Genomic DNA, 22,118 nt, shown 5'->3' with positions numbered 1-22,118 from the left:
GTCTCAGGCGCTGGGGCCGTCCTCAGGGGGTGTCCGCCGGATAGCGGACGCCCACGCGGTCCCGTACCGCGTCGAGCGTCCGCATCACCGCCAGCGAACCCTCCAGCGGGACGAGCGGGGACTCCAGTTCGCCGGCACGCACCGCCCGGGCCACCTCGACGGCCTCGTACTGCATGCCCGAGAGCCCGCGCGGCCCCGGTCCCGAGGCGATCGTCTCCGGCTCCGCGCCCGCCCGCCGCAGGACGAAGTGGTCCGGGTGGAAGAAGTCGCGCGGGATGTCGATCCGCCCGGCCGTGCCGATGACGGTGGCCGCCGTCGGGTGGTGGCCGACGATCGAGCACGAGAGCAGCGCGTTCGCGCCGGAGTCCCAGCCGAGCAGCATCCCCGTGTTCAGGTCGACGCCCTCCGGGGACAGCAGCGCGTCGGCCGCCACCCGGTCCGGCTCGCCCAGCAGCAGGTGTGCGAACGACACCGGGTAGACCCCGAGGTCCAGCAGCGCCCCGCCGCCCAGCTCCGGATCGCGCAGCCGGTGCCCGGGAGCGAAGTCGCCCGCGAAGCCGAAATCAGCCTGTACGGTACGGATCTCGCCGATCGCCCCGTCCCGGACCAGCTCCGTGAGCCGGCGGACCACCGGGTTGAGATAGGTCCACATGGCCTCCATCAGGAAGAGGCCGCGGTCCCGGGCCAGCGCCACCAGCTCCTCTGCCTCCCGGCTGTTCAGCGTGAACGCCTTCTCGCACAGCACGTGCTTTCCGGCCCGCAGCGCCAGCCCGGCCGCCGCGTGGTGCGCCGAGTGCGGGGTGGCCACGTACACCACGTCCACCTCGTCGTCGGCGACCAGCTCCGCCCAGCTGCCGTAGGCCCGCCCGATCCCGTGCCGCTCGGCGAACTCCCGCGCCGAGGCCTCCGTGCGCGAGGCCACCGCCACCACCTCGGCGTCGGGGAGCGCCTGCACGTCCGCCGTGAACCGCGCGGCTATGCCGCCCGTCGCCAGAACACCCCAGCGCACCGTCCCACCCATGCCCGCCACCCCAGTCCGCCCGAAAAAGGTATCGACCACTCCGGCCGAGCTGAGAGCATAGATGCGGATTCAACGATGTGGAGAAGAGAATGCCGGACAGCGGCGGCAGCCGGGCCCAGCGGGCACACATACCCACCACCGGGACCGGGACCGGGGCCGACGACCGGCAGATCCCGCACGGGGACGCGGGCGCCCTCTCCGTCGACCCGGCAGCCCCGCAGGTCACCGCCCCCGCCGGCCTTCCCGGCCCGGCGGCGAGGACCGCCCGGCGCACCGGCCTCCTGGTCACCATGGTCCTCGGCGGACTCACCGCGCTGCCGCCGCTGTCCATGGACATGTACCTCCCCGCGCTCCCCGCGGTCACCGACTCCCTGAGCGCCCCCGCCGCCACCATCCAGCTCACCCTGACCGCGTGCCTGGCCGGAATGGCCCTCGGCCAGCTCGTCGTCGGACCCATGAGCGACCGCTGGGGCCGCCGCAAGCCGCTGCTCCTCGGCATGGTCGTCTACGTCCTCGCCACCGCCATCTGCGCCCTGGCCCCCACCGCCGAACTCCTCATCGGCTTCCGCCTCCTCCAGGGGCTCGCGGGCGCGGCCGGCATCGTCATCGCGCGGGCCGTGGTGCGCGACCTCTACGACGGCGTGGAGATGGCCCGGTTCTTCTCCACGCTGATGCTGATCTCCGGCGTGGCCCCGGTCATCGCCCCGGTGATCGGCGGGCAGGTCCTGCGGATCACCGACTGGCGGGGCATCTTCGTCGTGCTGACCGCCGTCGGCATCGTGCTCACCCTGGTCGTCTGGAAATGGCTGCACGAGACGCTGCCGCCCGCCGACCGCCACACCGGCGGGGTCGCCGACGCCCTGCGCACCATGCGCGGGCTGCTCGCCGACCGGGTCTTCACCGGCTACATGGTCGCGGGCGGACTCGCCTTCGCCGTCCTGTTCGCGTACATCGCCGCCTCCCCGTTCGTCGTACAGGAGATCTACGGGGCCTCGCCCCAGACCTTCAGCCTCCTCTTCGGGATCAACTCGATCGGCCTGATCACCGTCGGGCAGATCAACGGCAAACTGCTCGTCGGCCGGATCAGCCTCGACAAGGTCCTCGGCTTCGGCCTCGCCGTGATCGTGCTGGCCGCCGTCGCTCTGCTGCTCATGACGTCCGGCGTCTTCGGCGAGGTCGGCCTCGTACCGGTCGCCGCCGGGCTCTTCGTGCTGATGTCGGCGATGGGCCTCGCGATGCCGAACACCAACGCCCAGGCCCTGATGCGCACCAAGCACGCGGCGGGCTCCGCCTCCGCGCTGCTCGGCACGTCCTCGTTCCTCATCGGCGCCGTCGCCTCCCCGCTGGTCGGCATCGCGGGGGAGGACACGGCCGTCCCGATGGCCGTGGTCCAGGTGGTGTGCGCGGTGGCGGCGGTGGCCTGCTTCCTGCTCCTGTGCCGCCCCTGGCAGCGCGCGGGCCGCGAGGCCGGCGGCCTCTGAGCCACCGCTGCCCGCCGCGCGCCCGGCGCCCGCCGCGGAATCAGCCGGTCCGCGGGTAGCCGATCAGATGCGTGCGGTCCTGCCGGTCGGTCCAGCGGAACACCCCGACCCCGGTGGTCTCCGTGCCCGGCAGCCGCGCGTTGCGCGACAGCCGCTCGGTGCTCCAGGTGGCGAAGTCCATCGAGACCGGGAACCCGCCGCCGGACAGCGCCTCCGAGGCGTCGCGCGCGTTCTCGGCCCCGTACGCGATGCCGTCGTCCGTCACCGTGGCCAGCGTCAGATGGGCGGCGCCGCCCTCGTCCTCGAAGCAGCGGCCCTGCTTCGCCTCCAGGTCGAAGGCCAGGTTCCCGGCGATCAGATAGTCGCCCGAGGGGGAGAGGACCGCCTGCGGGAAACGCCCCGGCTTTATGGCGGGCTTGTGGCACTCCACCGAGGTGAGGACCTCACCGGTCGCCGCGTCGTGCACCGCCCACAGCTCGTGCGTCGCCGCCCGCTTGGTCTTCTTCGCGGGCGCCCACTTCGCCAGCACCTGGTCGGAGGTCGTCGACGTCACCACACCGCTGCCCTTGTCGGCGCCCTTGGGCGCGACGTTCCGGCTGAACCAGCCGCCGCGCACCCAGAACTCCCGTGCTCCGCCCAGCAGCAGGCCCTCGGAGGTCTGACCGTGCACCTCGGTGAGCTGCTTGCAGGCCGTGCAGCCCTTGGGGTACTTCAGCTTGTCCGCGCTCAGTTCGGACACCTCGCCGGTGACCGGGTCGATCAGGGTGCTGTTCGCCTTCCCGTCGCTGATCACGATGTCCGGCCCGGTCGTGTGGACGCTCGGGGCCCCCGACCAGGGCACCTCGACGCGCTGCCGGTTCCCGTTCGTGACGTCGTACAGATCGAGCGCGAGGAAGGTGTTCGCCGGCGACAGCCCGTCGCCGACCTTCCCGTAGGACCAGGTCACGAAGAACTGCCGGTCGCCCTTGGCCACCGTGGCGAGCTTCGGGTAGTGCAGCGGATCCGGCAGCCGCCAGGCCTTGCCCCGCCAGCCCAGCTCGCCGGTGGCCGTGTCCACGGTGCGCACGCGGTAGCGGTTGTCCTTCGACCGCTCCAGATAGGCCAGCAGGCCCGTCGCGTGGGAGACGGCGACATCGGGGGAGGAGCCGATGATCTCCCAGCCCCGGTCCGTCGTGTACTGCGGCGGAACGGTCAGCCGGGTCACCGGCCCGGCGCTCGGCAGCACTGGCTTCGCCGTCCCGGTGGCCGCGCCGCTCTTCCGGTCGTCCTCGTCGGGGCTGCCGCCACAGGTGGCCAGCAGCAGGAGCAGGGCGAGAAAGACCACCCCGCCGACGAGCGTCAGCCGCACGATCTTCTGCCTCATGGCTCCCCTGCTGGACCATCTTGACCTGGTGCCGTCCACGCGCGGGCCAGCGTAGCAACAGGCCGACAGCGGTGTGGAGTTCGACGGATTCCCGTTCCGTACCGGTTACGTGAAGCCTTGGTGCGGAACCGGCACGGCCCCGTGCCGCCGCGCACGTCTCTCCGTACCCCCGGGGAAGCGGAATACGTCCGCCGGGTCGCCTCCGACCTACAATTCGGCGGTGAACGTCACCCTCCCCACCGCACAGTCCCTGCGCGCGGCGCTGGCCGGACTGCTCGACGGACTGCCGCCCAAGCAGGCCACGCAGGCCGTCGACCGGCTGATCGCCAGCTACCGGGGGGAGACCCCGACGGACGCCCCGATCCTGCGGGACCGCGCCGATGTCGCCGCGTACGCCGCGTACCGGATGCCCGCCACCTACGAAGCCGTACGGTCCGCCCTCGACGCCCTGGCCGGGGCCGCGCCCGACTGGACGCCCGCCACCCACACCGACGTCGGCGGCGGCACGGGAGCGGCGAGCTGGGCGGTGGCCGGGGTCTGGGAGGGCCCGGCCACGACCGTCCTGGACTGGGCCGAGCCGGCCCTCGCGCTCGGCCGTGAACTCGCCGAGGCGTCCGGCGTTCCGGGGCTCCGCGACGCCCGCTGGGAGAAGGCCCGGATCGGGGCGGCGCTGGAGCTGGCCCCGGCGGACCTGATCACCGTCAGCTATGTGCTCAAGGAGCTGACCGCCGGGGCCAGGACCGAACTCGTCGACGCGGCGGCGAAGGCCGGGCAGGCGGTGGTGATCGTGGAGCCCGGCACCCCCGACGGCTACGCCCGGATCATCGAGGCCCGCGACCGGCTGACCGACGCCGGGCTGAGCGTCGCGGCCCCCTGCCCGCACAGCGACGCCTGCCCGATCGCCCCCGGGGCCGACTGGTGCCACTTCTCGGCCCGGGTCAGCCGGTCCTCGCTGCACCGGCAGGTCAAGGGCGGCTCGCTGAGCCACGAGGACGAGAAGTTCGCCTACGTCGCCGCCACCCGCTTCCCCACCGCCCCGGCGCCCGCCCGGATCACCCGCAGGCCGCAGATCCGCAAGGGCCAGGTGCTGCTGGAGCTGTGCACCCGTGACGACGGACTGGCCCGCTCCACGGTCACCAAGCGCCACGGCGAGCTGTACCGGGCGGCCAGGGACGTCGCCTGGGGCGATCCCTGGCCGCCCGCCGGCGCTTAGGCCCGCAGCTCCTGGGTGCAGCACTTCACACTGCCGCCGCCCTTCAGCAGCTCGCCCAGGTCCATCGGGACCGGCTCGAACCCCCGGTCCCGCAGGGGGTCCAAGAGCCCCGTGGCCCCCTGCGGCAGCAGGACGTGGCGCCCGTCGCTGACCGAGTTGAGGCCGAACGCCGTCGCGTCCGCCTCCCGGGCGAGCAGCGCGTCCGGGAACAGTCGGCGCAGCACCGCCCGGCTGCCGGGGGAGAAGGCGTCCGGGTAGTACATGATCTCGTCGGCCGCCGCGTCCAGCACGCACAGCGCGGTGTCCAGGTGGTAGTAGCGCGGATCCACCAGATCGAGCCCGATGACCGGCACCCCGAAGAACTCCTGGGCCTCGGCGTGCGAGAGCGGGCTGGAGCGGAAGCCGCGCCCGGCCAGCAGGTAGGAGGCGGTGACGGCGAAGTCCCCCTCGCCCTCGTTGACGTGCTCCGGCTCATGGACCTCGGTGAAGCCGTGCTCCCGGAACCAGTCCCGGTGGGCCCCGGCCTCCTCGTACCGCTCCCGGTACGCGAACAGCGCGCCGAGCACCCGGCCGCCGATCACCGTGGCGCCGTTGGCGGCGAAGACCATGTCGGGCAGGTCGGGACGGGGAGCGAGCAGTTCGACGGTGTGGCCGAGCGTGCGGTAGCGGTCGCGCAGATCCTCCCACTGGGTCTGGGCCAGCGGCAGGTCGACGGGTTTGGACGGGTCCATCCACGGGTTGATGGAGTAGGTGACCCGGAAGTGCGCCGGGGCGCACATCAGGTAGCGACGAGGGGTGGCGTCACGGTTCAACTCGGGCTCCTCGCGAACGGCGGCCGGAGCCGCGGAACGGTGGGATGCGCACGGTCTGTGCGTGAGCCCATGGTGCGCCGTGCGCGCCGGATCCGCAGTCGATCGATCGGGTGGTTCATCGGACCGCCCGGTCACGGTCACCGCCCGGATGCCCACCGCCCGGATACCTCCATCCTCCAGAGGACGGCGGGACGGCGGCGAGACGATGGCGAGACAGCGGAAGGGTGTCGGCAGGGCGGGCGACCACAAGACGATACGTATCGGATTGTTCGGCGCTAGATTGGACACATGGCACCCACCAAGGCACCCGACTCCAGCCGCCGCAGCGACCGCTCCCGCCGGGCGATCCACGACGCCGCCCTCGCCCTCGTCGGAGAGGTGGGCTACCGGCGCACGACGATCGAGGGTATCGCCGCCCGCGCGGGTGTCGGCAAGCAGACCATCTACCGCTGGTGGCCCTCCAAGGCCGCCGTGCTGATGGACGCCTTCCTGGACCTGGCGGGCCGGTCCGCCGAGGAGGCCGGGGCGCAGCCCGGCGACGCCGCGCAGGGCATCCCCGACACCGGCGATCCGGCCGCCGACCTCAAGCTCGTCCTGCGGGCCACCGTCGACGAGCTGAACGACCCGGCACTGGAGGTCCCCACCCGCGCGCTGACCGCCGAGGGCATCGTCGACGCCAAGCTGGGCGCCGAATTCGTCGCGAAGCTGCTCGAACCGCAGCTCGCGCTGTACGTCACACGCCTGCGGGCCGCCCAGGAGGCCGGGCACCTGCGCGCCGACGCCGACCCCCGGATCGCCCTGGAGCTGCTCATCGGCCCGCTGATGCACCGCTGGCTGCTGCGGACCCTGCCGCTCACCCACGCCTACGCCGACGCGATCGTCGACTACGCCCTCGGCGGGCTCACCCCGCGACCCTGACCCGAGGAGCCGGCGGCAGACCTCGGGCCCCTCGGTAAGGGGTGGAGACGCCCGGTATGGGGTGACATCGGGCGTGATGGTGCTCACTCGGTGCGGTGGTACACGGCCCCGCCGGCGAACTCTGGCCACCCGAACCGCAGGATGGTGCGACGATGGACAGGCAACGCTGAGGTGAACTGCTGAGGTGAGGGGATAGATGGGCGCCGATTCCGGCCGTTTCCGCGGCACAGAGAGCAGGATCTCCCAGTGGCTGCGGCGACGTCCCAAAGCACCGGGGGCCGAGGCCGACGAGTCGGCCAGGGTCGCGCTGCTCCTGGCGGTCGCCGACGCGGGCATGCCCATCGCCCCCGCAGCCCACCCCCTCGGATACCGATGTTCGTGCGAACGCATCGGCTGTCCCACGCCCGCCCGACATCCCATCTCGTTCGCCTGGCAGACGCAGTCGACGACCGACCGCGCCCAGATCGAGCGCTGGGCCGGCAGCCAGCCGCTGGCCAACTTCATCACCGCGACCGGCATGATCCACGACGTGCTGGACGTGCCGCTCACCGCGGGCCGCAGCGCCCTGGAGCGCCTTCTCGACGCGGGCATCGACGTCGGCCCGGTCGCCCAGTCCGGCGAGGACCGGATGCTCTTCTTCACCGCCACCCGCGGTACCCCCGAGGACGAGGACGAGTGGTGGCCCTGCGAGCTGGACTGCCACCCCGAGACCATGGACGCCCACCCGGGCCTGCGCTGGCACTGCCGGGGCAGCTACGTCCTGCTGCCGCCCGCCCGGCTCCCCGGTGAGCTCGACGTCCACTGGGTGCGCGGCCCCGAGCACGAGCTGCCCGACCCGCTGACCCTGCTGGAGACGCTCACCGACGCCTGCGCGCGGTATGCGGGCAGCGCCGAGCAGAGCGAGCTGGACCACGACTCGATCGCCTGGCCGCTGAGCCGCTGAGCCGGCTGGGCCGGTGGCCCGCCGAGCAGCTGAGCCAGTGGTCCGGTGTGCGGCCCGCAGGGACGGGCGGCGGCGGACGCCGTCGCTCTGCCGGGCGGCGCGGCGGCCCGGGCCGCTGCCCGCCCGCTCGCCTACTCGCCCTTCGCCGCGACCAGGCCCGGCAGCCGGTTCAGCATCCGCACCTTGCCGCCGGAGCCGGAGCCCGACTCGGAGCCGGCCGCTCCCTCGCGCGCCGGGACGTGCACCAGCTGGCTGGAGATCCGCTCCTTGGTGAGGCTGCTGTTCACCTCGCCGGTGAGCAGCGCCTTCACATCCGCGGTGACGTCGGGCCGCAGCCCCTTCGCCGCGGTCTGCCGCTCGAAGTGCTTGCTGCTGAAGAAGACCAGCGCCCCGCCGTCCTCGGTGCGCAGCCCGAGCGGCGCGAACGCCGCACGCGTCAGCGGCTGGTCGACGTACTGGTACGAGAACCCCGCCCGCCGCGTGGTGCGGCGCGTCTCGCGCCAGCCCGAGGTCGACGTGGAGGGCGCGAACACGTCGGGGCTGCCGTTCTGCAGGTAGCCGGTGTACGAGGCGCTCAGCTCCTCGGGCGCCACGGCCAGGCCGTCGTCCCCGGGCCCCACCGGGATGGCGAACCCGTCCTCGTCGAGGGCGAACTCCGGTACCTGGGAGGACGGGACGACCGCGAGGTACGACGCCTTCCACAGCGCGTCGGGGCCCGACCGTACGAACACCACCAGCCAGCGGGTGTCCAGCCTCCCGCCGTCCTGGTCCCGGTTGGAGTCGGTGTCCGCGAGGAACCAGCGCGGCCAGCCCGCCTTCTTGGGGACGACGTACGTCGCGTCGTCCAGCACCAGCGGTTCGTGCGCTTTGTTGCCGTCGGGGTTGTACGTCTTCCGCGCCTTCAGTCCGGCCTGGTTGATCGCGCCGAGCGAACCCGTCACCCGGTCCGCGTCCAGCGCCGGATCGAACGCCTTGTCCGCCGCGTTGTAGGCGGCGGTGAAGTCCTTGAGCGCCTGTGCGGCCTCCGGCTTCTTCGCCCCGGGCAGCACTTCCAGCTCCCCGTGCACCGTCACACAGCCGCTCGCCGTCACGCACAGCACCGTCGCCGTCGCGAGCCCCGCCGTCAGCCGGCCCAGCCCAGGGTGTCTCGTCATCCGTTGCTTCTGCGCCTTCTGCATCCGTCGCCCGCACTGACCGTCGAAACCCTACCGGGGCGGCGGACGGCGTGCGGGCGGGGACCGGATACAGCGTCCACACCGTGACCCGGGGCCTGTCGTCGAACTGCCGTCTGCCAGAAGCTGCCCGGCAGACGGCAGTTCGACGACAGGGCCCGGCGGCCGAAGCCGCCTCAGGCCCCGCGCACCGGCACGATCAGCGGCCTGCCCGTACGGGGATGAGGGAAGACCTCCACCGGCTGCCGGTAGACCTCGCCGAGCAGCTCGCCGCTGAACACCTCGTCCGGCGGGCCCAGTTCCGCGATCCGCCCCTCGTGCAGGACGGCCGCCCGGTCCGCGTACGCCGCGGCGAGGCCGAGGTCGTGCAGCACGACCACCACCGCGTCCCCGGCGGCGGCCCGGTCCCGGCAGATCCGCAGCACCAGCTCCTGGTGGCGCAGGTCCAGGGCGGCGGTCGGCTCGTCGAGCAGCATCAGCGGGGCCCGCTGTGCCAGCACCCGGGCCAGCGCCACCCGGGCCTTCTCACCGCCCGACAGCGCGGAGAACGGGCGCCCCGCGAACCGCGTCACCTCGGTCGCGGCCATCGCAGCGGCCACCGCCGCGTCGTCCTCGTCCTCCCGCTCCGTACCGGCCCAGGGCGCCCGCCCCATCCGGACGACGTCCTCCACCGGGAACGGGAAGGACAGCGCGGCGGACTGCGGCAGCACCGAGCGGCGCAGCGCCAGTTCGGGCGCGGACCACGCGGTGGCCGGGCGGCCGTCGATCCGCACCTCGCCGCTCCCGGCGGGCAGATCGGCGGCCAGCGCCGCCAGCAGCGTCGACTTGCCCGCGCCGTTCGGCCCGACCAGGGCGACCACCTCGCCCGCGTGGGCGGTCAGACCGACGGAGTCCAGCACCTGCCGCTGCCCGAGCCGGACCGAGAGCCCGACCGCCTCGACGGCGGGGGAGCCGGGGGCCACGGGCGAGGGCAGCTCCCGGGGGCGTACCGCGAACAGGTCTCTCAGCGTCCTCATGCCCAACCACCTTGCTTACGACGGGTCCTGCGCAGCAGCCAGAAGAAGAACGGGCTGCCGAAGAGCGCGGTCAGCACCCCGAGCGGCAGCTCGGCGGGGGCCGCGACCGTACGGGCCGCGAGGTCGCCCGCCACCAGGACCAGGGCGCCGCCGAGCGCGGAGCCCGGGACGAGGAAGCGGTGGCCGGGGCCGTTCGCCATCCGCAGCAGATGCGGGACGAGCAGCCCGACGAAGGAGATGATCCCGGCGACGGCGACCGCGGCGGCCGTCAGCAGCGCCACCACCAGCACCAGCACGATCCGCAGCCGTTCCACGTCCACGCCCAGGTGCCGGGCGGGCCGCTCGCCGAGGGCCAGCAGGTCCAGCTTGCGGGAGTAGAACGGGGCGATGAGGAGCCCCGCGAGCGCGCACGGCAGCACGGCGAGCACCTTGGGCCAGGTGGCCTGGGAGAGCGAACCGAGCTGCCAGAAGGTGATCTGGGTGATCTGCGCGTTGTCCGCGAAGAAGATGAACAGGCCGATCAGCGCGCCCGCGAACGCGTTGACGGCGATACCGGTGAGGATCAGCGTCACCACTTCGGTCCGGCCGCCGGACCGCGAGAGCGTGTAGACGAGCAGCACCGTGATCAGGCCGGCGACGAACGCGCAGACGGTGATGGTCCAGTTGCCGAAGAAGCTCAGGCCGAGCGCGATCGAGGCGACCGCGCCCACGGCCGCGCCCGCCGAGATGCCGATCACGCCGGGCTCGGCGAGCGGGTTGCCGAACACGCCCTGCATCAGCGCGCCCGCGCAGCCGAGGGACGCGCCGACGAGCAGGGCGAGGGCGACCCGGGGGAGCCGTACGTTCCACAGGACGCTCTCGCCGACCCGGTCCAACTCCTGGCCGCCGAGCCCGATCCGGTGCTGCACGGAGGACAGCACGTCGCCGAGCGGGATGGAGTACGCGCCGATCGCCGCGGACAGCAGACAGCCTGCGAGCAGGGCGAGGGAGAGCACGGCGGTGAGCACGAAGGCCCTGCTCCGGGGGGACCGGGGAGCGGCGACGCCGTCCGCTCCCTCGCCCGGGGACTTCGGACCGGTCCCCGTGCGTTCCTCGTACGCGGTGGTCACTGGCCCGTGCCGCCCTTCGCGTACAGCTGCTCGACGATCTCGGCGAGCACCCGGTCGGTGCGCGGCCCGTAGTTGAGCAGCACCCCGTCGTCGACGGTGACGATCCGGCGGTCCATCCCGGCCGGGGTCTCCGCGATGCCGGGGATCTTCACCAGACCGTCCATGCCGCCGACCGACTCGTACCCCTTGGTCATCAGGAGGATCGCGTCCGGCGCGGCCTTGGCGAGCGCCTCGCTGGTGATGGCGGTGAAGTCCTTGTCCAGCCCCGACTCCTTGCCGGCGTCGACCGCGCCCGCCGCCTCCAGCAGCGAACCGGCCCCGGACTCCGCGCCGCCCAGCAGATAGACGGAGGCCGAGCCGCGCAGGTAGAGGAAGGCGACCCGGGGCTTCTTGCCGCCCTTGTGGTCCGGGATGGACTTGCTGACGGCGGCGATCCGGGACTCGGTCCGCTCCTTGAGCTCCGTTCCGGCGGACGGTACGCCGAGGGCCTCGGCGACGGTGTCGATGCGGCGGCCGACGTCGGCGAGCTCCTTGGCGGGCTCGACGACGAGGAGCGGGATGCCCGCGTCGCGGATCTGGTCGATCGCCTCGGCCGGTCCGGTGGTGGTGTCGGCGAGGACGACCGTCGGCTTCAGCGAGAGCACGCTCTCCGCCGAGACGTCATGGGCACGGGTCACCACCGGGAGCTTCTCGGCCTGTTCGAAGGTGGCGGTGATGTCCCGGGCGACCACCTGCTCGCCGAGACCGAGGGTGAAGACGATCTCGCTCAGCGACCCGGTCAGCGGCACGATCCGGTCGGTGGAACCGATCGTGACCTCCGTGCCGTCCGCCGAGTCGACCGTCACCGGCAGCTTCGGCGCGGGCGGGGAGGCCAGCGGCTCGACCCGGTCGGCGTCGGCGGTCTTCGCGACGGTCTTCGGCGCCGAGTCGCCGCTTCCGCCTCCGCCGCAGCCGGTCAGGAGCAGGGCGAGGGCGACAGTGGCGGTGAGGGCGGCGGCCGCCCTGCCCCGGGCCGGGCGACGGCGCGGAGCCCGTCCGGAGTCCGGGCCCTCGGAGCCCTCGGGGCTCCTCGTGGCGAAGGCCTGCGAGATGTGCACGGGGCACCGTCCTGTCGTTCTGCGGCGTGCGGTGGGCCGTTCGCCGGTAACGGCGTGACCGGAGGGGGTTCCGGCCCGGGCTGGCAATACCTTAGGTTAGCCTTACCTGAGCATCCAGTCCTCGGAGGGGTCCTCATGCCGTCGTCCAGATCCACCCGCGCGCTCGCCGTCGCGCTCCTCGCGGTACTGCTGGGAGCCCTGCTCCCCGCCGCCACCGCGCAAGCCGCCGGCCGTACGGTGCAGGGCGGCCGACTGGACTGGGGCATCAAGTCCTCCTTCCAGAGCTATGTCACCGGACCCATCGCGAGCGGCAGTTGGAGCCTCACCGGCGGTGCCGCGACGGTCGGCGGCAGCCAGTTCCGCTTCCACTCGGCGACCGGCTCCTACGACCCGGACACCGGAGCGCTCACCTCCGGCTTCTCCGGCGGCGTGCACTTCACCGGTCACCGGAAGCCCGACGGCAGCAACGAGCTGGACCTCACGATCAGCCGCCCCACCGTCCGGATCAGCGGCGGCAGCGGCACGCTCCACGCGGACATGGTCAGCAAGGAGCGGGGGACCGGAAAGGTCTCCAACCGCTCCCAGGTGCCGCTGGCCTCGCTCGACCTCGGCGGGATCGACATGAAGGGCGGTTCCACCCCCATCGCCCTCACCAACGTCCCCGCCACGCTGACCTCCCAGGGCGCCTCCGCCTTCGCGGGCTACTACACCGCGGGCACCCCGCTCGACCCGATCAGCCTCTCCGTCGACACCCGGGGCGCGGCCGCCGAGCCGAAGCCGTCCGCCCCGGAGAAGAAGAAGGACGAGGACGAGAAGGAGAAGGCGGAGAAGAAGGACCGGGAGAAGGCGGGCCGCTTCGAGGACGCCGCCGTCGACTGGGGCGTACGCCGCACCTTCCGCGAGTACGTCACCGGCTCCATCGGCCAGGGCAAGTGGACGCTCGCCGACGGCGCCCAGGACGGCGGGGCCCTGTTCCGCTTCCCGCAGGGCAAGGGGACGTACGACGCGAAGAAGCAGACGCTGGACGCGGACTTCAGCGGCAGCATCCGCTTCACCGGCGCACACGACCTCGACCTCAAGTTCGCCGGCGTCACCGTCGCCGTCACCAAGGGCGAGGGCACGCTGTCGGCGGACGTCACCAGCGAGGGCGCCACCCGCGAGGACGTGCCCCTCATCACCTTCCCCGCGAAGGACCTCGCGCCGAAGGAAGGCCTCGCCGTCCTCACCGAGGTTCCCGCCACCCTCACCGCCGACGGCGCCAAGGCCTTCGGCTCCATGTACAGGGCGGGGACCGCGATGGACCCGGTCTCGCTCGCCGTGGCCGTCGACGAGAAGGCCCAACTGCCCGCGCTGCCGGACCTCGGCAGCGAGCCGACGGCGGCCGCCGAGCCCACGAAGAAGGCCGTCGAGGAGCCCTCCGCCGCACCGGCGGCCGCCTCCTCCGACTCCGGTCCGGGCGTCGGCGCCTGGGCAGTCGTCGGCGGCGGTGTGCTGCTGCTCGTCGCCGCCGGGGCCTTCTTCGGCCTGCGCCGCCGCGGGGCCGCGCGGAGTGCCGACGCCACCACGGGCTCCGACGCCCCCAAGACCTCCTGACCGGGCACCCATGAACGCCTTATGGGTCGTCACGCCCTCCCCCGACTTCTCTCTTCCCCCTCCCTCCGTTCCGCAAGGAGACCCACCGACATGGCAGCAACCCGCCGCCCCATAACGCTCGCCGCGGCCGTCGCCACGGCCGCCGTCCTGGGCGCGACCTTCGCCCTTCCCGCCCTCGCCGCCGACAACGCCTCCGAGGCCGCGCCCACGGCCGCCCCGAAGCTGGACCTGGTGGACGGCACGCTGGACTGGGGCATCCACGCGGACTTCCGCAGGTACGTGGCCGGTCCCATCGCGCACGGGAAGATCACGGTCACGGACGGCGCCCAGCAGGCCGCCGACAACGGTGTGTTCACCTTCACCGGCGGCACGGGCACCTACGACACCGGGACGCACGCGTCCGCGACCGCGTTCAAGGGCGGCGTCCGGTTCGAGGGCCACGAGGGCGTCCTCGACGTCGAGCTCAGCGACATCAAGGTCGGCACGGGCCGCGAGACCGGCACCATCACCGCCGACTTCAGCAGCAAGAAGATGGACGGCAGCGTCGTCACCAAGGACGACGCCCCCATCGCCGCGCTCGACATGACGGCCGCCAAGCGGGGCGGCGGCGCGGGCGGTGCGATGGTCTTCTCCGCCATCCCCGCCAAGCTGACCGCCGACGGCGTGGACGCCTTCGGCGGCTTCTACAAGGAGGGCTCCGCGCTCGACGCGGCGACCCTGACGGTCAAGACCGGCGCGCCCGGCCCGGACCCGTCGAAGGACCCGAGCAAGGACCCGAGCGACGACCCGTCCAAGGACCCGGGCAAGGACCCGGGCAAGGACCCGTCGGAGAACCCCGACAAGGACCCGGGCGAGGACCCCTCCAAGAACCCGGGCGAAGACCCTTCCAAGGAGCCGTCGAAGGAGCCGGTGACCGGCCCGTCGCCGTCCGCCTCCGAGACCGCCGCGCCCGTCAGCGGCCCGGTCGTCGACGGCACTCTGAACTGGGGCGTCAAGGAGCGGTTCCGCTCCTACGTGGTCGGCCCGATCGCGCACGGCAAGGTCGAGACCAGCGAGGGCGCCACCGCCACCGCCGCCGGCGACAGCTACCGGTTCGGCAGTGCCACCGGCGTCCTCGACGCCGACAAGAACACGCTGAACGCCGCTTTCAAGGGCAAGGTGCGCTTCCTCGGCCACGAGACCAAGGGCGAGTACGTCCTCGACCTGTCCCTCAGCAATCTGAAGGTCGACATCGAGGGCACCTCCGGCACGCTCCTCGCCGACGTCTCCTCCAAGGACCAGAAGACCGGCAAGGTCAGCAGGTTCACCGGCCTCTCCCTGGCCGGCCTGAAGGTGCCCGACGGCGCGCTCGCCGCCAAGGGCGGCATCGTGAACCTCAAGAAGATTCCGGCGACGCTCACCACGGACGGCGCCAAGGCCTTCGGCGGCTTCTACAAGAAGGGCGATGACCTCGACGCCCTGAACGTCGCGGTCTCCCTCGACAAGGACGCCCACATCCCGGCCGACTCCACGGGCGGCTCCGGCTCCACCACCGGCGGTTCGGGCTCCACCGGCGGCTCCACGGCGGGCGGCTCCACGGCGGGCGGCTCCACCACCGGCGGCGGCACGGTCGGCGGCTCCACCGGCGGCACGGTCGGCGGCTCCACCGGCGGCACGGTCGGCGGCTCCGGCGCCCTGGCCGCCACCGGCTCCGACGTCCCGACCGGCGCCCTCATCGCCGCCTCCGGCGTCGTCGTGGCGGCCGGAGCGGGCATCGTGATCGCGGCGCGCCGTCGTCGTGACGTCACCGCCTGATCCACCTCGCACCACCTGAACGGGCCCGGGGCCGTACCGGAAGCTCACCGCTTCCCGGTACGGCCCCGCCGCCGTACCGCCGACTCCCGCCCCGTCGCCCGGCAGTGCTTGAATGCCCCCGTGAGCGACTACGACGTACCCCGGGGCATCGACGTCCTGCGGGTGTTCTGCGGACCCGACGGCCGGCACGGCAACGCCCTCGGCGTCGTACGCGACGGACGCGACCACCCCGACGAGGCCTCCCGGCAACTGCTGGCCCAGCGGCTCGGCTTCAGCGAGACCGTGTTCGTCGACGACCCGGAGCGCGGGCGGGTGGACATCCACGCACCCGGCCTCCGGCTGCCGTTCGCCGGGCACCCGCTGGTGGGCGCCGCCTGGCTGCTGGACCTGGAGGTCCTGGAGCTGGAGGTCGGGGACGTGTTCGCGCGCCAGGACGGGGAGTTCACCTGGATCACCGCCCGCCCCGAGTGGGTCCCGCCGCGCACGTTCCAGCGGTACGCGAGCGCCGCCGAGGTCGACGCGCTGCCGGCCCCGCCGCCCGGTGAGGGGTGGCTCTACGCCTGGGCGTGGGAGGACGAGGCGGCGGGAAGGGTGCGCGCACGGGCCTTCCCGAGGCGCGGGAAGGCGATCGTCGAGGACGAGGCGACGGGGGCGGCGGCCCTGCTGCTCAGCGCGCGGCTCGGCCGGGCCCTGAACATCACACAAGGACGCGGCTCCCAGATCCTCACCGCACCCGCGCCGGACGGCACGGTGGAGGTCGGGGGCCGCGTTCTGATGGCCGTCCGGGGCTGACCCGCACGACCCGTACGACGGGACGACCCGCACGACGGGACGACCCGGACGACCCGGACCGGAGGGTCCCGCTGCGGGCCGCCGTCCCTGCCCCGGTCGCGCGTGCGGCTCCACCGGAAGCCGGTGGAGCCGCACGCTCACGGGCGCGGTCGCCCGCGCCCGGTCACGCGCTGAGCGGGAAGACCTCGCCCAGCTCGCGGAAGACCGCGGTGTTCAGCGCGAAGGCCCGCTTGCACTCCTCGACGATCCGCTGCTTCTCCAGGTCGTCCGCGTTCACCGCGTCCAGCAGCTCGCGGTAACCCCGCTTGAACGCGGCCGGGTTGGTGATCTCCTCGAAGACGTAGAAGCGCACGCCGTCGCCCTTGCGCTCGAAGCCCCAGGTCTTCTCCGCCTTGTCGCGGATGATCTGACCGCCCGAGAGGTCGCCGAGGTAGCGGGTGTAGTGGTGGGCGATGTAGCCGGCGGGCCAGGTGCGCGCGCACTCCGCGACCCGGGCCGCGTACGCGGCGGTGGCGGGCAGCGGCTCCACGCCCTCGCGCCAGTCGGCCCCGCGCAGGTGCGCCAGGTCGCGTTCCAGCTCGGTCGAACGCATCAGCTCCGGCTGTATGAAGGGGCCGGCGACCGGGTCGTCGCGCAGGGCGTCCGCGCCCTCCTCCAGAGCCCGGTACACGAACCACAGCTGCTCGGTGTAGCGCGTGTAGGCGTCCACTCCCAGCCGCCCGCCGAGCAGGTCACTCATGAAGGTCGAGGTCTCCGCCTCGGTGTGCTGCTCGTGCGACGCGGTGCGGATGAGCGTCGAGAAGGGAGTGACGGTGGCGGTTGCGTCCAAGGCGGGCCTCCGGGGACCGAGGGGACGGGAAGTCCAGAAAGAGACGGATATATCAGCAGCGACCGCCGCAGCGGTGCGGCGGCGCGTGCCGATACGCCCGATCCTCCTACTTAGGTTTACCTAAGTCAACTGGTTCCCGACTGCCTGTCGGTAAAAGGTTAGACGCAGAGGGAGGAGAGGGTCCTGTTATGCGCGTTATGGGGTGATTACGGGAGGGTGAGGATCTCCGCTCCGGTCTCCGTGACCACCAGCGTGTGCTCGAACTGGGCCGTCCGCTTGCGGTCCTTCGTCACCACGGTCCAGCCGTCCTCCCACATGTCGTACTCGTGGGTGCCCAGCGTCAGCATCGGCTCGATGGTGAACGTCATGCCCGGCTGCATCACCGTGGTGGCGTGCGGGCTGTCGTAGTGCGGGATGATCAGGCCGGAGTGGAACGAGGAGTTGATCCCGTGGCCGGTGAAGTCGCGCACGACTCCGTAGCCGAACCGCTTCGCGTACGACTCGATGACCCGGCCGATCACATTGATCTGGCGACCGGGCCTGACCGCCTTGATGGCGCGGTTCAGTGACTCCCGGGTGCGCTCGACGAGCAGCCGGGACTCCTCGTCGACGTCGCCGCAGAGATAGGTGGCGTTGTTGTCGCCGTGCACGCCGTTGATGTACGCGGTGACGTCCAGGTTCACGATGTCGCCGTCGCGCAGCACGGTGGAGTCGGGGATGCCGTGGCAGATGACCTCGTTGAGCGAGGTGCACAGCGACTTCTGGAAGCCCCGGTAGCCGAGCGTCGAGGGGTAGGCGCCGTGGTCGACCATGAAGTCGTGGGCGACCTTGTCGAGCTGGTCCGTGGTGACCCCCGGGGCGATGTGCTTGGCGGCCTCCTCCATCGCCTGCGCGGCGATGCGGCCCGCGACGCGCATCCGCTCCACGGTGTCGGCGTCCTGGACCTCCGGGCCGGTGTACGGCGTCGGGGCCGGCTTCCCCACGTACTCGGGGCGCCGGATGTTTCCGGGGACGGAACGGACGGGAGTGATCTCCCCTGGTACGAGAAGCGACTGGCCAGACATGCCAGCGAGTCTAACCAGCGGCCCCGGGGGCACTATGGCGACAAGGAAAGGAGCAGTCGATGGCCCTGTTCAAGAAGCGCACGGTCGGCAAGCCGGGCGAGTGGTACTACTGCCTGGAGCACAAGAAGGTCGAGGAAGGCCCGGAGTGCCCGGCGCAGAACCGGTTCGGCCCCTACACCTCCCGTGAGGCGGCCCAGCACGCGATGGACACGGCGCGCGACCGGAACCTGGAATGGGACACCGACCCCAAGTGGCACGACGAGGACAAGGGCGACCGCTCCGGCCCGTCCGGGGGCAGCCCGGGCCCGTCCGGGGGGTAGATCAGGCCCGTCTCGGGCGGTGAATCAAACCCCGTCCGGCGTTTGAGGAGGTCTTTTCGGCCCCTCCGGCGCTTGAGGAGCGGGGTACGGGGCGGAGCCCCGGAAGCCCGGCCGCCCGGCCGGGCCCGGGTCACGCCTCCTCCCGCGCCTCCCGCCTCCGCATCGCGTCCTCGTCCGTCTCCGAGTCGTACCGCACCAGCTTCGGCAGCGCGGCGGTCAGCAGCACCACCGACGCCACGCACGCCACCCCGCCCGTCCAGATCGCCGACCGGGTCCCCGTCCAGCCCGCCATCGCCCCGGCCCGCACCTGGCCCAGCTGCGGGCCGACGCTGTACGAGAGCACCTCGATGCCCGCCAGCCGGCCCCGCAGCTCCTCCGGGATCGTCTGGTTCCAGATGGTCGCGCGCCCCAGCCCGCTCAGCATGTCGCCCGCCCCCGCGACGGCCAGGCAGAGCAGCACCACCCACACGCTGGAGAACCAGCCCGCCGCGGCGATGGCCAGCCCCCACGCCGTCGCACCGAACACCACGAACAGCCCGTGCCTGCGCACCCGGCTCGTCCAGCCGCTGGTCAGCCCCAGCGCCAGCGAGCCGACCGAGCCCGCCGCGTACATCAGTCCCAGCGACCACTCCGCGTCCAGGTCGTCCGCCAGGAACGGGAAGATCGTGTTCGGGAAGGCGAAGAACATCGCCGCCATGTCGATCGCGTACGTCCCCAGCAGCACCGGCCGGCTCCAGGCGTACCGCGCCCCCTCGACGATCCCGCGCAGCGACGGCTTCTGCGCGTCGCGCGCCGGCGGTGCGGGGGACAGCCGCAGACAGAGCACGACGGAGGCGGCGAACGTGCAGACCGTCACCCCGTACGCCGTGCCGTGACCGGCGTACGCCACCACCAGACCGGCCAGCGCCGGGCCCGCGATGGCCCCGATCTGCCAGCGCAGCGAGTTCAGGGCGGCCGCCGCCGTCTGCTGCTTGTGCGGCACGATCCGGGCCATCAGGGAGTCCAGCGCGGGCCGCTGGAGCCCGGCGAGCGCGGACACCCCGCCGGCCACCACGTACAGCGGCCACAGCAGCGGCTCCGGGAGCAGGGCGTTCACCAGCAGGATCGCGGCGAGCACACCGAGCCCCGCCTCGGTGAGCAGGATGACCCGGCGGCGGTCCACCGAGTCCGCGAGCGCCCCGCCGTACAGCCCGAAGACCACCAGCGGCACCAGCTCCACGGCTCCCATCGCCCCGACCGCGAGCGGGGAGCCCGTGAGGTCCTTGATCTGGAGCGGCAGCGCGATGAGCGCCATGAAGCTGCCGAAGTACGTGATCAGGCCCTGGACCCACAGCAGCCGGAAGTCCGGCGACGAGCGCCAGGGAGAGAGGTCCGGCAACAGGGCCCGGAACCGGGCCGACGCCGGTGAGGGGGACGGCGAGGGGGCCGAGGAGGGGGAGGGCGGGGGAGGCGCTGAGGTCACGAAGGGCCATGATCCGCACTGCCGGGCGTTTCGGGCAAGCCGATATTCCGTGACGCCCGCCGGGCCGGGCGAACGGGTCCGCCGACGCCCGCCGCCCGACGGCCCGCACCTCCTCCCTCACCCGAACGGAGGACCGTGCTAGGAGCGGGTGGGGCGCCGGTGGCCAGTGGGCCGGGAACGGCACCGGGACCCCGCAGCGACGGCCTCCCGGGGGCTACCTGGCAGTAGGGTCGGGCCCATGACTACACAGGACAGCGGCAGCGCGCCCAAGCCCCCCGCCAGGGACCCCTGGGACCTCCCCGACGTCTCCGCCCTCAGCGTCGGCGTGCTCGGCGGCACCGGCCCGCAGGGGCGCGGCCTCGCCTACCGGCTCGCCCGCGCCGGACAGCGGGTCACCCTCGGCTCCCGGGACGCGGCCCGCGCCGAGCAGGCCGCGGCCGAGCTGGGCTTCGGCGTCGAGGGCGCGGACAACGCGGAGTGCGCCCGGCGCAGCGACATCGTGATCGTCGCGGTGCCGTGGGACGGCCACGCCAAGACGCTCCAGTCCCTGCGCGAGGAACTCGCGGGCAAGCTCGTGATCGACTGCGTCAACCCGCTCGGCTTCGACAAGAAGGGCGCCTACGCCCTCAAGCCGGAGGAGGGCAGCGCCGCCGAACAGGCCGCCGCCCTGCTGCCGGACTCCCGGGTCACCGCCGCCTTCCACCACCTCTCGGCCGTGCTGCTCCAGGACGAGTCCATCGAGGAGATCGACACCGACGTGCTGGTCCTGGGCGAGGCCCGGGCCGACACGGACCTCGTGCAGGCGCTGGCGGGCCGGATCCCCGGCATGCGGGGCATCTTCGCGGGGCGGCTGCGCAACGCCCATCAGGTCGAGTCGCTGGTCGCCAACCTGATCTCGGTCAACCGCCGCTACAAGGCCCACGCCGGGCTGCGCACCACCGACGTCTGACCGGCCCTGCCGACCGGCCCTGCCGACCGGCCCGCCGACCGTCCCGCCGGGCCCGGTCAGGGCACAACGGGGCATGGGGGACACTGGACGGGACCGCGACCCGTTCCCGACAGGAGTCGACCCCCATGCCCCGCATCGCTCTCTACGCCCTCGTCGTCTGCGTCCTCGCCGTCGTGGCGGCCGTGGTCTCCTTCGCCCAGGGCAGTCTGCTCGGGATCGTCTGGGTGCTCGTCGCGGGGCTCTCGTCGAACATGACCTGGTTCTACATCCGCAGGCACCGGCTCGCCGTGGCCGCCGAAGCGGCCTGATCGAAACGGCCGACGAGCCGCACCGCCGTCAGCCCACCGCGCAGCCCGGGTCCTGCTCGTCGAAGAGGCCCCGCCAGAAGCGGTACAGGTCGTAACCGCAGTACCGCTGGAACTCCTCGACGCCCAGCCCGCGCAGCAGCGCGTGGACGGCGTCGAAGAACACGGTGTTCACCTCCGGGATCCAGAGCAGCGCGAACACGGCGATCAGCCCGAACGGCGCGATCGGCTCCACCTGGCGGCGGACCTTGTACGAGAGCCAGGGCTCGATCACCCCGTACCCGTCCAGCCCCGGGATCGGCAGGAAGTTCAGGATCGCGGCCGTCACCTGGAGCATCGCCAGGAACGCCAGCGCGTACTGGAAGGAGCGGGGCACCCCGTCGAGCGCGTCCAGCCAGAACGGCGCGGTGCACACCACCGCGAACGCCACGTTCGTCAGCGGGCCCGCCGCCGAGATCAGGCTGTGCTTCCAGCGGCCCTGGATCCGTCCTCGCTCGATGTACACCGCGCCGCCGGGCAGCCCGATCCCGCCCATGATCACGAAGAGCACCGGCAGCACGATGCTGAGCAGCGCGTGCGTGTACTTCAGCGGATCGAGCGTCAGATAGCCCTTCGCCCCCACCGAGAGGTCCCCGCTGTGCAGCGCGGTGCGGGCGTGCGCGTACTCGTGCAGACAGAGCGAGACGATCCAGGCCCCGGTGACGAACAGGAACACCGCGAAGCCGGTGGCGTCCGCGAAGCCCGTCCACACCGCCCAGCCCGCGACCGCGGTGACGGCGGCGATGCCGAGGAAGACCGGGCTGATCCTCCGGTCGCCGCGGGTGGCTGCGGTGGTCATCGGCGTTCGACTCCTGAGGTGGGGGCT

The 22,118-nt window shown here is 72.8% G+C and carries 20 protein-coding genes and 1 pseudogene; 10 read left to right on the top strand and 11 right to left on the bottom strand.

Features of this window, described 5'->3' with window-relative positions:
- Positions 1-22 precede the first annotated feature (22 nt).
- Positions 23-1,021, bottom strand: coding sequence for a Gfo/Idh/MocA family protein (locus OG245_RS09815; RefSeq protein ID WP_371623139.1), 999 nt, complete (start codon positions 1,019-1,021; stop codon positions 23-25).
- Positions 1,022-1,110: 89 nt separating this feature from the next.
- Between OG245_RS09815 and OG245_RS09810 the strand changes: the two genes are divergently transcribed.
- A complete protein-coding gene (locus OG245_RS09810) occupies positions 1,111-2,502 on the top strand; it encodes a multidrug effflux MFS transporter (protein WP_371623138.1) in 1,392 nt (463 codons plus the stop codon).
- 40 nt (positions 2,503-2,542) lie between these two features.
- On the opposite strand, the gene OG245_RS09805 is transcribed toward OG245_RS09810, so the two are convergent.
- Positions 2,543-3,865 (bottom strand): hypothetical protein, encoded by a 1,323-nt coding sequence (locus OG245_RS09805; protein WP_371623137.1) that lies wholly within the window; start codon positions 3,863-3,865, stop codon positions 2,543-2,545.
- A 220-nt stretch (positions 3,866-4,085) separates the two neighbouring features.
- Between OG245_RS09805 and OG245_RS09800 the strand changes: the two genes are divergently transcribed.
- Positions 4,086-5,078 (top strand): small ribosomal subunit Rsm22 family protein, encoded by a 993-nt coding sequence (locus tag OG245_RS09800; protein ID WP_371623136.1) that lies wholly within the window; start codon positions 4,086-4,088, stop codon positions 5,076-5,078.
- Here OG245_RS09800 and ddaH read toward each other — a convergent pair.
- Positions 5,075-5,911 (bottom strand): annotated as a pseudogene (gene ddaH, locus OG245_RS09795) (dimethylargininase); the annotation flags it as partial. The gene OG245_RS09800 and the pseudogene ddaH sit on opposite strands and share 4 nt — an antisense overlap.
- A 267-nt stretch (positions 5,912-6,178) precedes the next feature.
- On the opposite strand from ddaH, the gene OG245_RS09790 reads away from it, so the two are divergent.
- Together OG245_RS09790 and OG245_RS09785 are read left to right on the top strand one after the other, a co-directional pair.
- The gene (locus OG245_RS09790; protein ID WP_371623135.1) at positions 6,179-6,808 is read left to right on the top strand and encodes a TetR/AcrR family transcriptional regulator; all 630 of its coding nucleotides are present in this window, start codon (positions 6,179-6,181) and stop codon (positions 6,806-6,808) included.
- Positions 6,809-7,004: 196 nt separating this feature from the next.
- Positions 7,005-7,751, top strand: a complete 747-nt coding sequence (locus OG245_RS09785) for a bifunctional DNA primase/polymerase (protein ID WP_050357925.1) — start codon at positions 7,005-7,007, stop codon at positions 7,749-7,751.
- A 131-nt stretch (positions 7,752-7,882) separates the two neighbouring features.
- On the opposite strand, the gene OG245_RS09780 is transcribed toward OG245_RS09785, so the two are convergent.
- The 4 genes from OG245_RS09780 to OG245_RS09765 all read right to left on the bottom strand — a co-directional run bounded on the left by OG245_RS09780 (position 7,883) and on the right by OG245_RS09765 (position 12,145).
- The gene (locus OG245_RS09780; RefSeq protein WP_371623134.1) at positions 7,883-8,905 is read right to left on the bottom strand and encodes a hypothetical protein; all 1,023 of its coding nucleotides are present in this window, start codon (positions 8,903-8,905) and stop codon (positions 7,883-7,885) included.
- Positions 8,906-9,099: 194 nt separating this feature from the next.
- On the bottom strand, positions 9,100-9,939 hold the full coding sequence (locus tag OG245_RS09775; RefSeq protein ID WP_371623133.1) for a heme ABC transporter ATP-binding protein: 840 nt from the start codon (positions 9,937-9,939) through the stop codon (positions 9,100-9,102).
- On the bottom strand, positions 9,936-11,048 hold the full coding sequence (locus tag OG245_RS09770; protein ID WP_371623132.1) for a FecCD family ABC transporter permease: 1,113 nt from the start codon (positions 11,046-11,048) through the stop codon (positions 9,936-9,938). Before OG245_RS09770 ends, OG245_RS09775 begins: the two co-directional genes overlap by 4 nt.
- The gene (locus OG245_RS09765) at positions 11,045-12,145 is read right to left on the bottom strand and encodes a hemin ABC transporter substrate-binding protein (RefSeq protein WP_371623131.1); all 1,101 of its coding nucleotides are present in this window, start codon (positions 12,143-12,145) and stop codon (positions 11,045-11,047) included. Before OG245_RS09765 ends, OG245_RS09770 begins: the two co-directional genes overlap by 4 nt.
- Before the next feature lie 135 nt (positions 12,146-12,280).
- On the opposite strand from OG245_RS09765, the gene OG245_RS09760 reads away from it, so the two are divergent.
- The 3 genes from OG245_RS09760 (at position 12,281) to OG245_RS09750 (ending at position 16,324) form a co-directional block, all read left to right on the top strand.
- Positions 12,281-13,738, top strand: a complete 1,458-nt coding sequence (locus OG245_RS09760) for an HtaA domain-containing protein (RefSeq protein ID WP_371623130.1) — start codon at positions 12,281-12,283, stop codon at positions 13,736-13,738.
- 90 nt (positions 13,739-13,828) lie between these two features.
- Positions 13,829-15,532, top strand: coding sequence for an HtaA domain-containing protein (locus OG245_RS09755; protein ID WP_371623129.1), 1,704 nt, complete (start codon positions 13,829-13,831; stop codon positions 15,530-15,532).
- A gap of 120 nt (positions 15,533-15,652) precedes the next feature.
- Positions 15,653-16,324 carry a PhzF family phenazine biosynthesis protein gene (locus tag OG245_RS09750; RefSeq protein WP_371623128.1) on the top strand — a complete coding sequence of 224 codons (672 nt, stop codon included), beginning with the start codon at positions 15,653-15,655 and terminating at the stop codon, positions 16,322-16,324.
- Positions 16,325-16,487: 163 nt separating this feature from the next.
- On the opposite strand, the gene OG245_RS09745 is transcribed toward OG245_RS09750, so the two are convergent.
- Both OG245_RS09745 and map read right to left on the bottom strand, forming a co-directional pair.
- Entirely contained in the window at positions 16,488-17,153 is a 666-nt protein-coding gene (locus OG245_RS09745; protein ID WP_371623127.1) for a heme oxygenase (biliverdin-producing), read from the bottom strand.
- Positions 17,154-17,359: 206 nt separating this feature from the next.
- Positions 17,360-18,217 carry a type I methionyl aminopeptidase gene (map, locus tag OG245_RS09740; protein WP_371623126.1) on the bottom strand — a complete coding sequence of 286 codons (858 nt, stop codon included), beginning with the start codon at positions 18,215-18,217 and terminating at the stop codon, positions 17,360-17,362.
- A 59-nt stretch (positions 18,218-18,276) separates the two neighbouring features.
- Here map and OG245_RS09735 point away from each other — a divergent pair, with 59 nt between their 5' ends.
- Complete coding sequence (locus OG245_RS09735; RefSeq protein ID WP_371623125.1) at positions 18,277-18,537, top strand: hypothetical protein; 261 nt, start codon at positions 18,277-18,279, stop codon at positions 18,535-18,537.
- Between the two features lie 130 nt (positions 18,538-18,667).
- Here the strand turns inward: OG245_RS09735 and OG245_RS09730 are convergent, their stop codons facing one another.
- Entirely contained in the window at positions 18,668-19,915 is a 1,248-nt protein-coding gene (locus OG245_RS09730; RefSeq protein ID WP_371627850.1) for an MFS transporter, read from the bottom strand.
- A gap of 322 nt (positions 19,916-20,237) precedes the next feature.
- On the opposite strand from OG245_RS09730, the gene npdG reads away from it, so the two are divergent.
- Both npdG and OG245_RS09720 read left to right on the top strand, forming a co-directional pair.
- Positions 20,238-20,948, top strand: a complete 711-nt coding sequence (gene npdG, locus OG245_RS09725; protein ID WP_371623124.1) for an NADPH-dependent F420 reductase — start codon at positions 20,238-20,240, stop codon at positions 20,946-20,948.
- Positions 20,949-21,073: 125 nt separating this feature from the next.
- Entirely contained in the window at positions 21,074-21,256 is a 183-nt protein-coding gene (locus OG245_RS09720; protein WP_371623123.1) for a hypothetical protein, read from the top strand.
- A gap of 28 nt (positions 21,257-21,284) precedes the next feature.
- Here OG245_RS09720 and OG245_RS09715 read toward each other — a convergent pair whose 3' ends face one another.
- Positions 21,285-22,091 (bottom strand): site-2 protease family protein, encoded by an 807-nt coding sequence (locus OG245_RS09715; RefSeq protein ID WP_371623122.1) that lies wholly within the window; start codon positions 22,089-22,091, stop codon positions 21,285-21,287.
- Positions 22,092-22,118 lie beyond the last annotated feature (27 nt).

It is taken from the genome of Streptomyces sp. NBC_01116 (assembly GCF_041435495.1).
Lineage (GTDB): Bacteria > Actinomycetota > Actinomycetes > Streptomycetales > Streptomycetaceae > Streptomyces.
This window is presented reverse-complemented; position numbering and strand designations above follow the sequence as displayed.

What these genes read in the sequence shown, in the direction of transcription:
- OG245_RS09760 (WP_371623130.1), top strand. Translation starts at nt 12,281, where the DNA reads ATGCCGTCGTCCAGATCCACCCGCGCGCTCGCCGTCGCGCTCCTCGCG.
- OG245_RS09720 (WP_371623123.1), top strand. Translation starts at nt 21,074, where the DNA reads ATGCCCCGCATCGCTCTCTACGCCCTCGTCGTCTGCGTCCTCGCCGTC.
- OG245_RS09815 (WP_371623139.1), bottom strand. Translation starts at nt 1,021, where the DNA reads ATGGGTGGGACGGTGCGCTGGGGTGTTCTGGCGACGGGCGGCATAGCC.
- OG245_RS09775 (WP_371623133.1), bottom strand. Translation starts at nt 9,939, where the DNA reads ATGAGGACGCTGAGAGACCTGTTCGCGGTACGCCCCCGGGAGCTGCCC.
- OG245_RS09805 (WP_371623137.1), bottom strand. Translation starts at nt 3,865, where the DNA reads ATGAGGCAGAAGATCGTGCGGCTGACGCTCGTCGGCGGGGTGGTCTTT.
- OG245_RS09785 (WP_050357925.1), top strand. Translation starts at nt 7,005, where the DNA reads ATGGGCGCCGATTCCGGCCGTTTCCGCGGCACAGAGAGCAGGATCTCC.
- OG245_RS09790 (WP_371623135.1), top strand. Translation starts at nt 6,179, where the DNA reads ATGGCACCCACCAAGGCACCCGACTCCAGCCGCCGCAGCGACCGCTCC.
- OG245_RS09715 (WP_371623122.1), bottom strand. Translation starts at nt 22,091, where the DNA reads ATGACCACCGCAGCCACCCGCGGCGACCGGAGGATCAGCCCGGTCTTC.
- map (WP_371623126.1), bottom strand. Translation starts at nt 18,217, where the DNA reads ATGTCTGGCCAGTCGCTTCTCGTACCAGGGGAGATCACTCCCGTCCGT.
- OG245_RS09810 (WP_371623138.1), top strand. Translation starts at nt 1,111, where the DNA reads ATGCCGGACAGCGGCGGCAGCCGGGCCCAGCGGGCACACATACCCACC.
- OG245_RS09755 (WP_371623129.1), top strand. Translation starts at nt 13,829, where the DNA reads ATGGCAGCAACCCGCCGCCCCATAACGCTCGCCGCGGCCGTCGCCACG.
- npdG (WP_371623124.1), top strand. Translation starts at nt 20,238, where the DNA reads ATGACTACACAGGACAGCGGCAGCGCGCCCAAGCCCCCCGCCAGGGAC.
- OG245_RS09780 (WP_371623134.1), bottom strand. Translation starts at nt 8,905, where the DNA reads ATGACGAGACACCCTGGGCTGGGCCGGCTGACGGCGGGGCTCGCGACG.
- OG245_RS09735 (WP_371623125.1), top strand. Translation starts at nt 18,277, where the DNA reads ATGGCCCTGTTCAAGAAGCGCACGGTCGGCAAGCCGGGCGAGTGGTAC.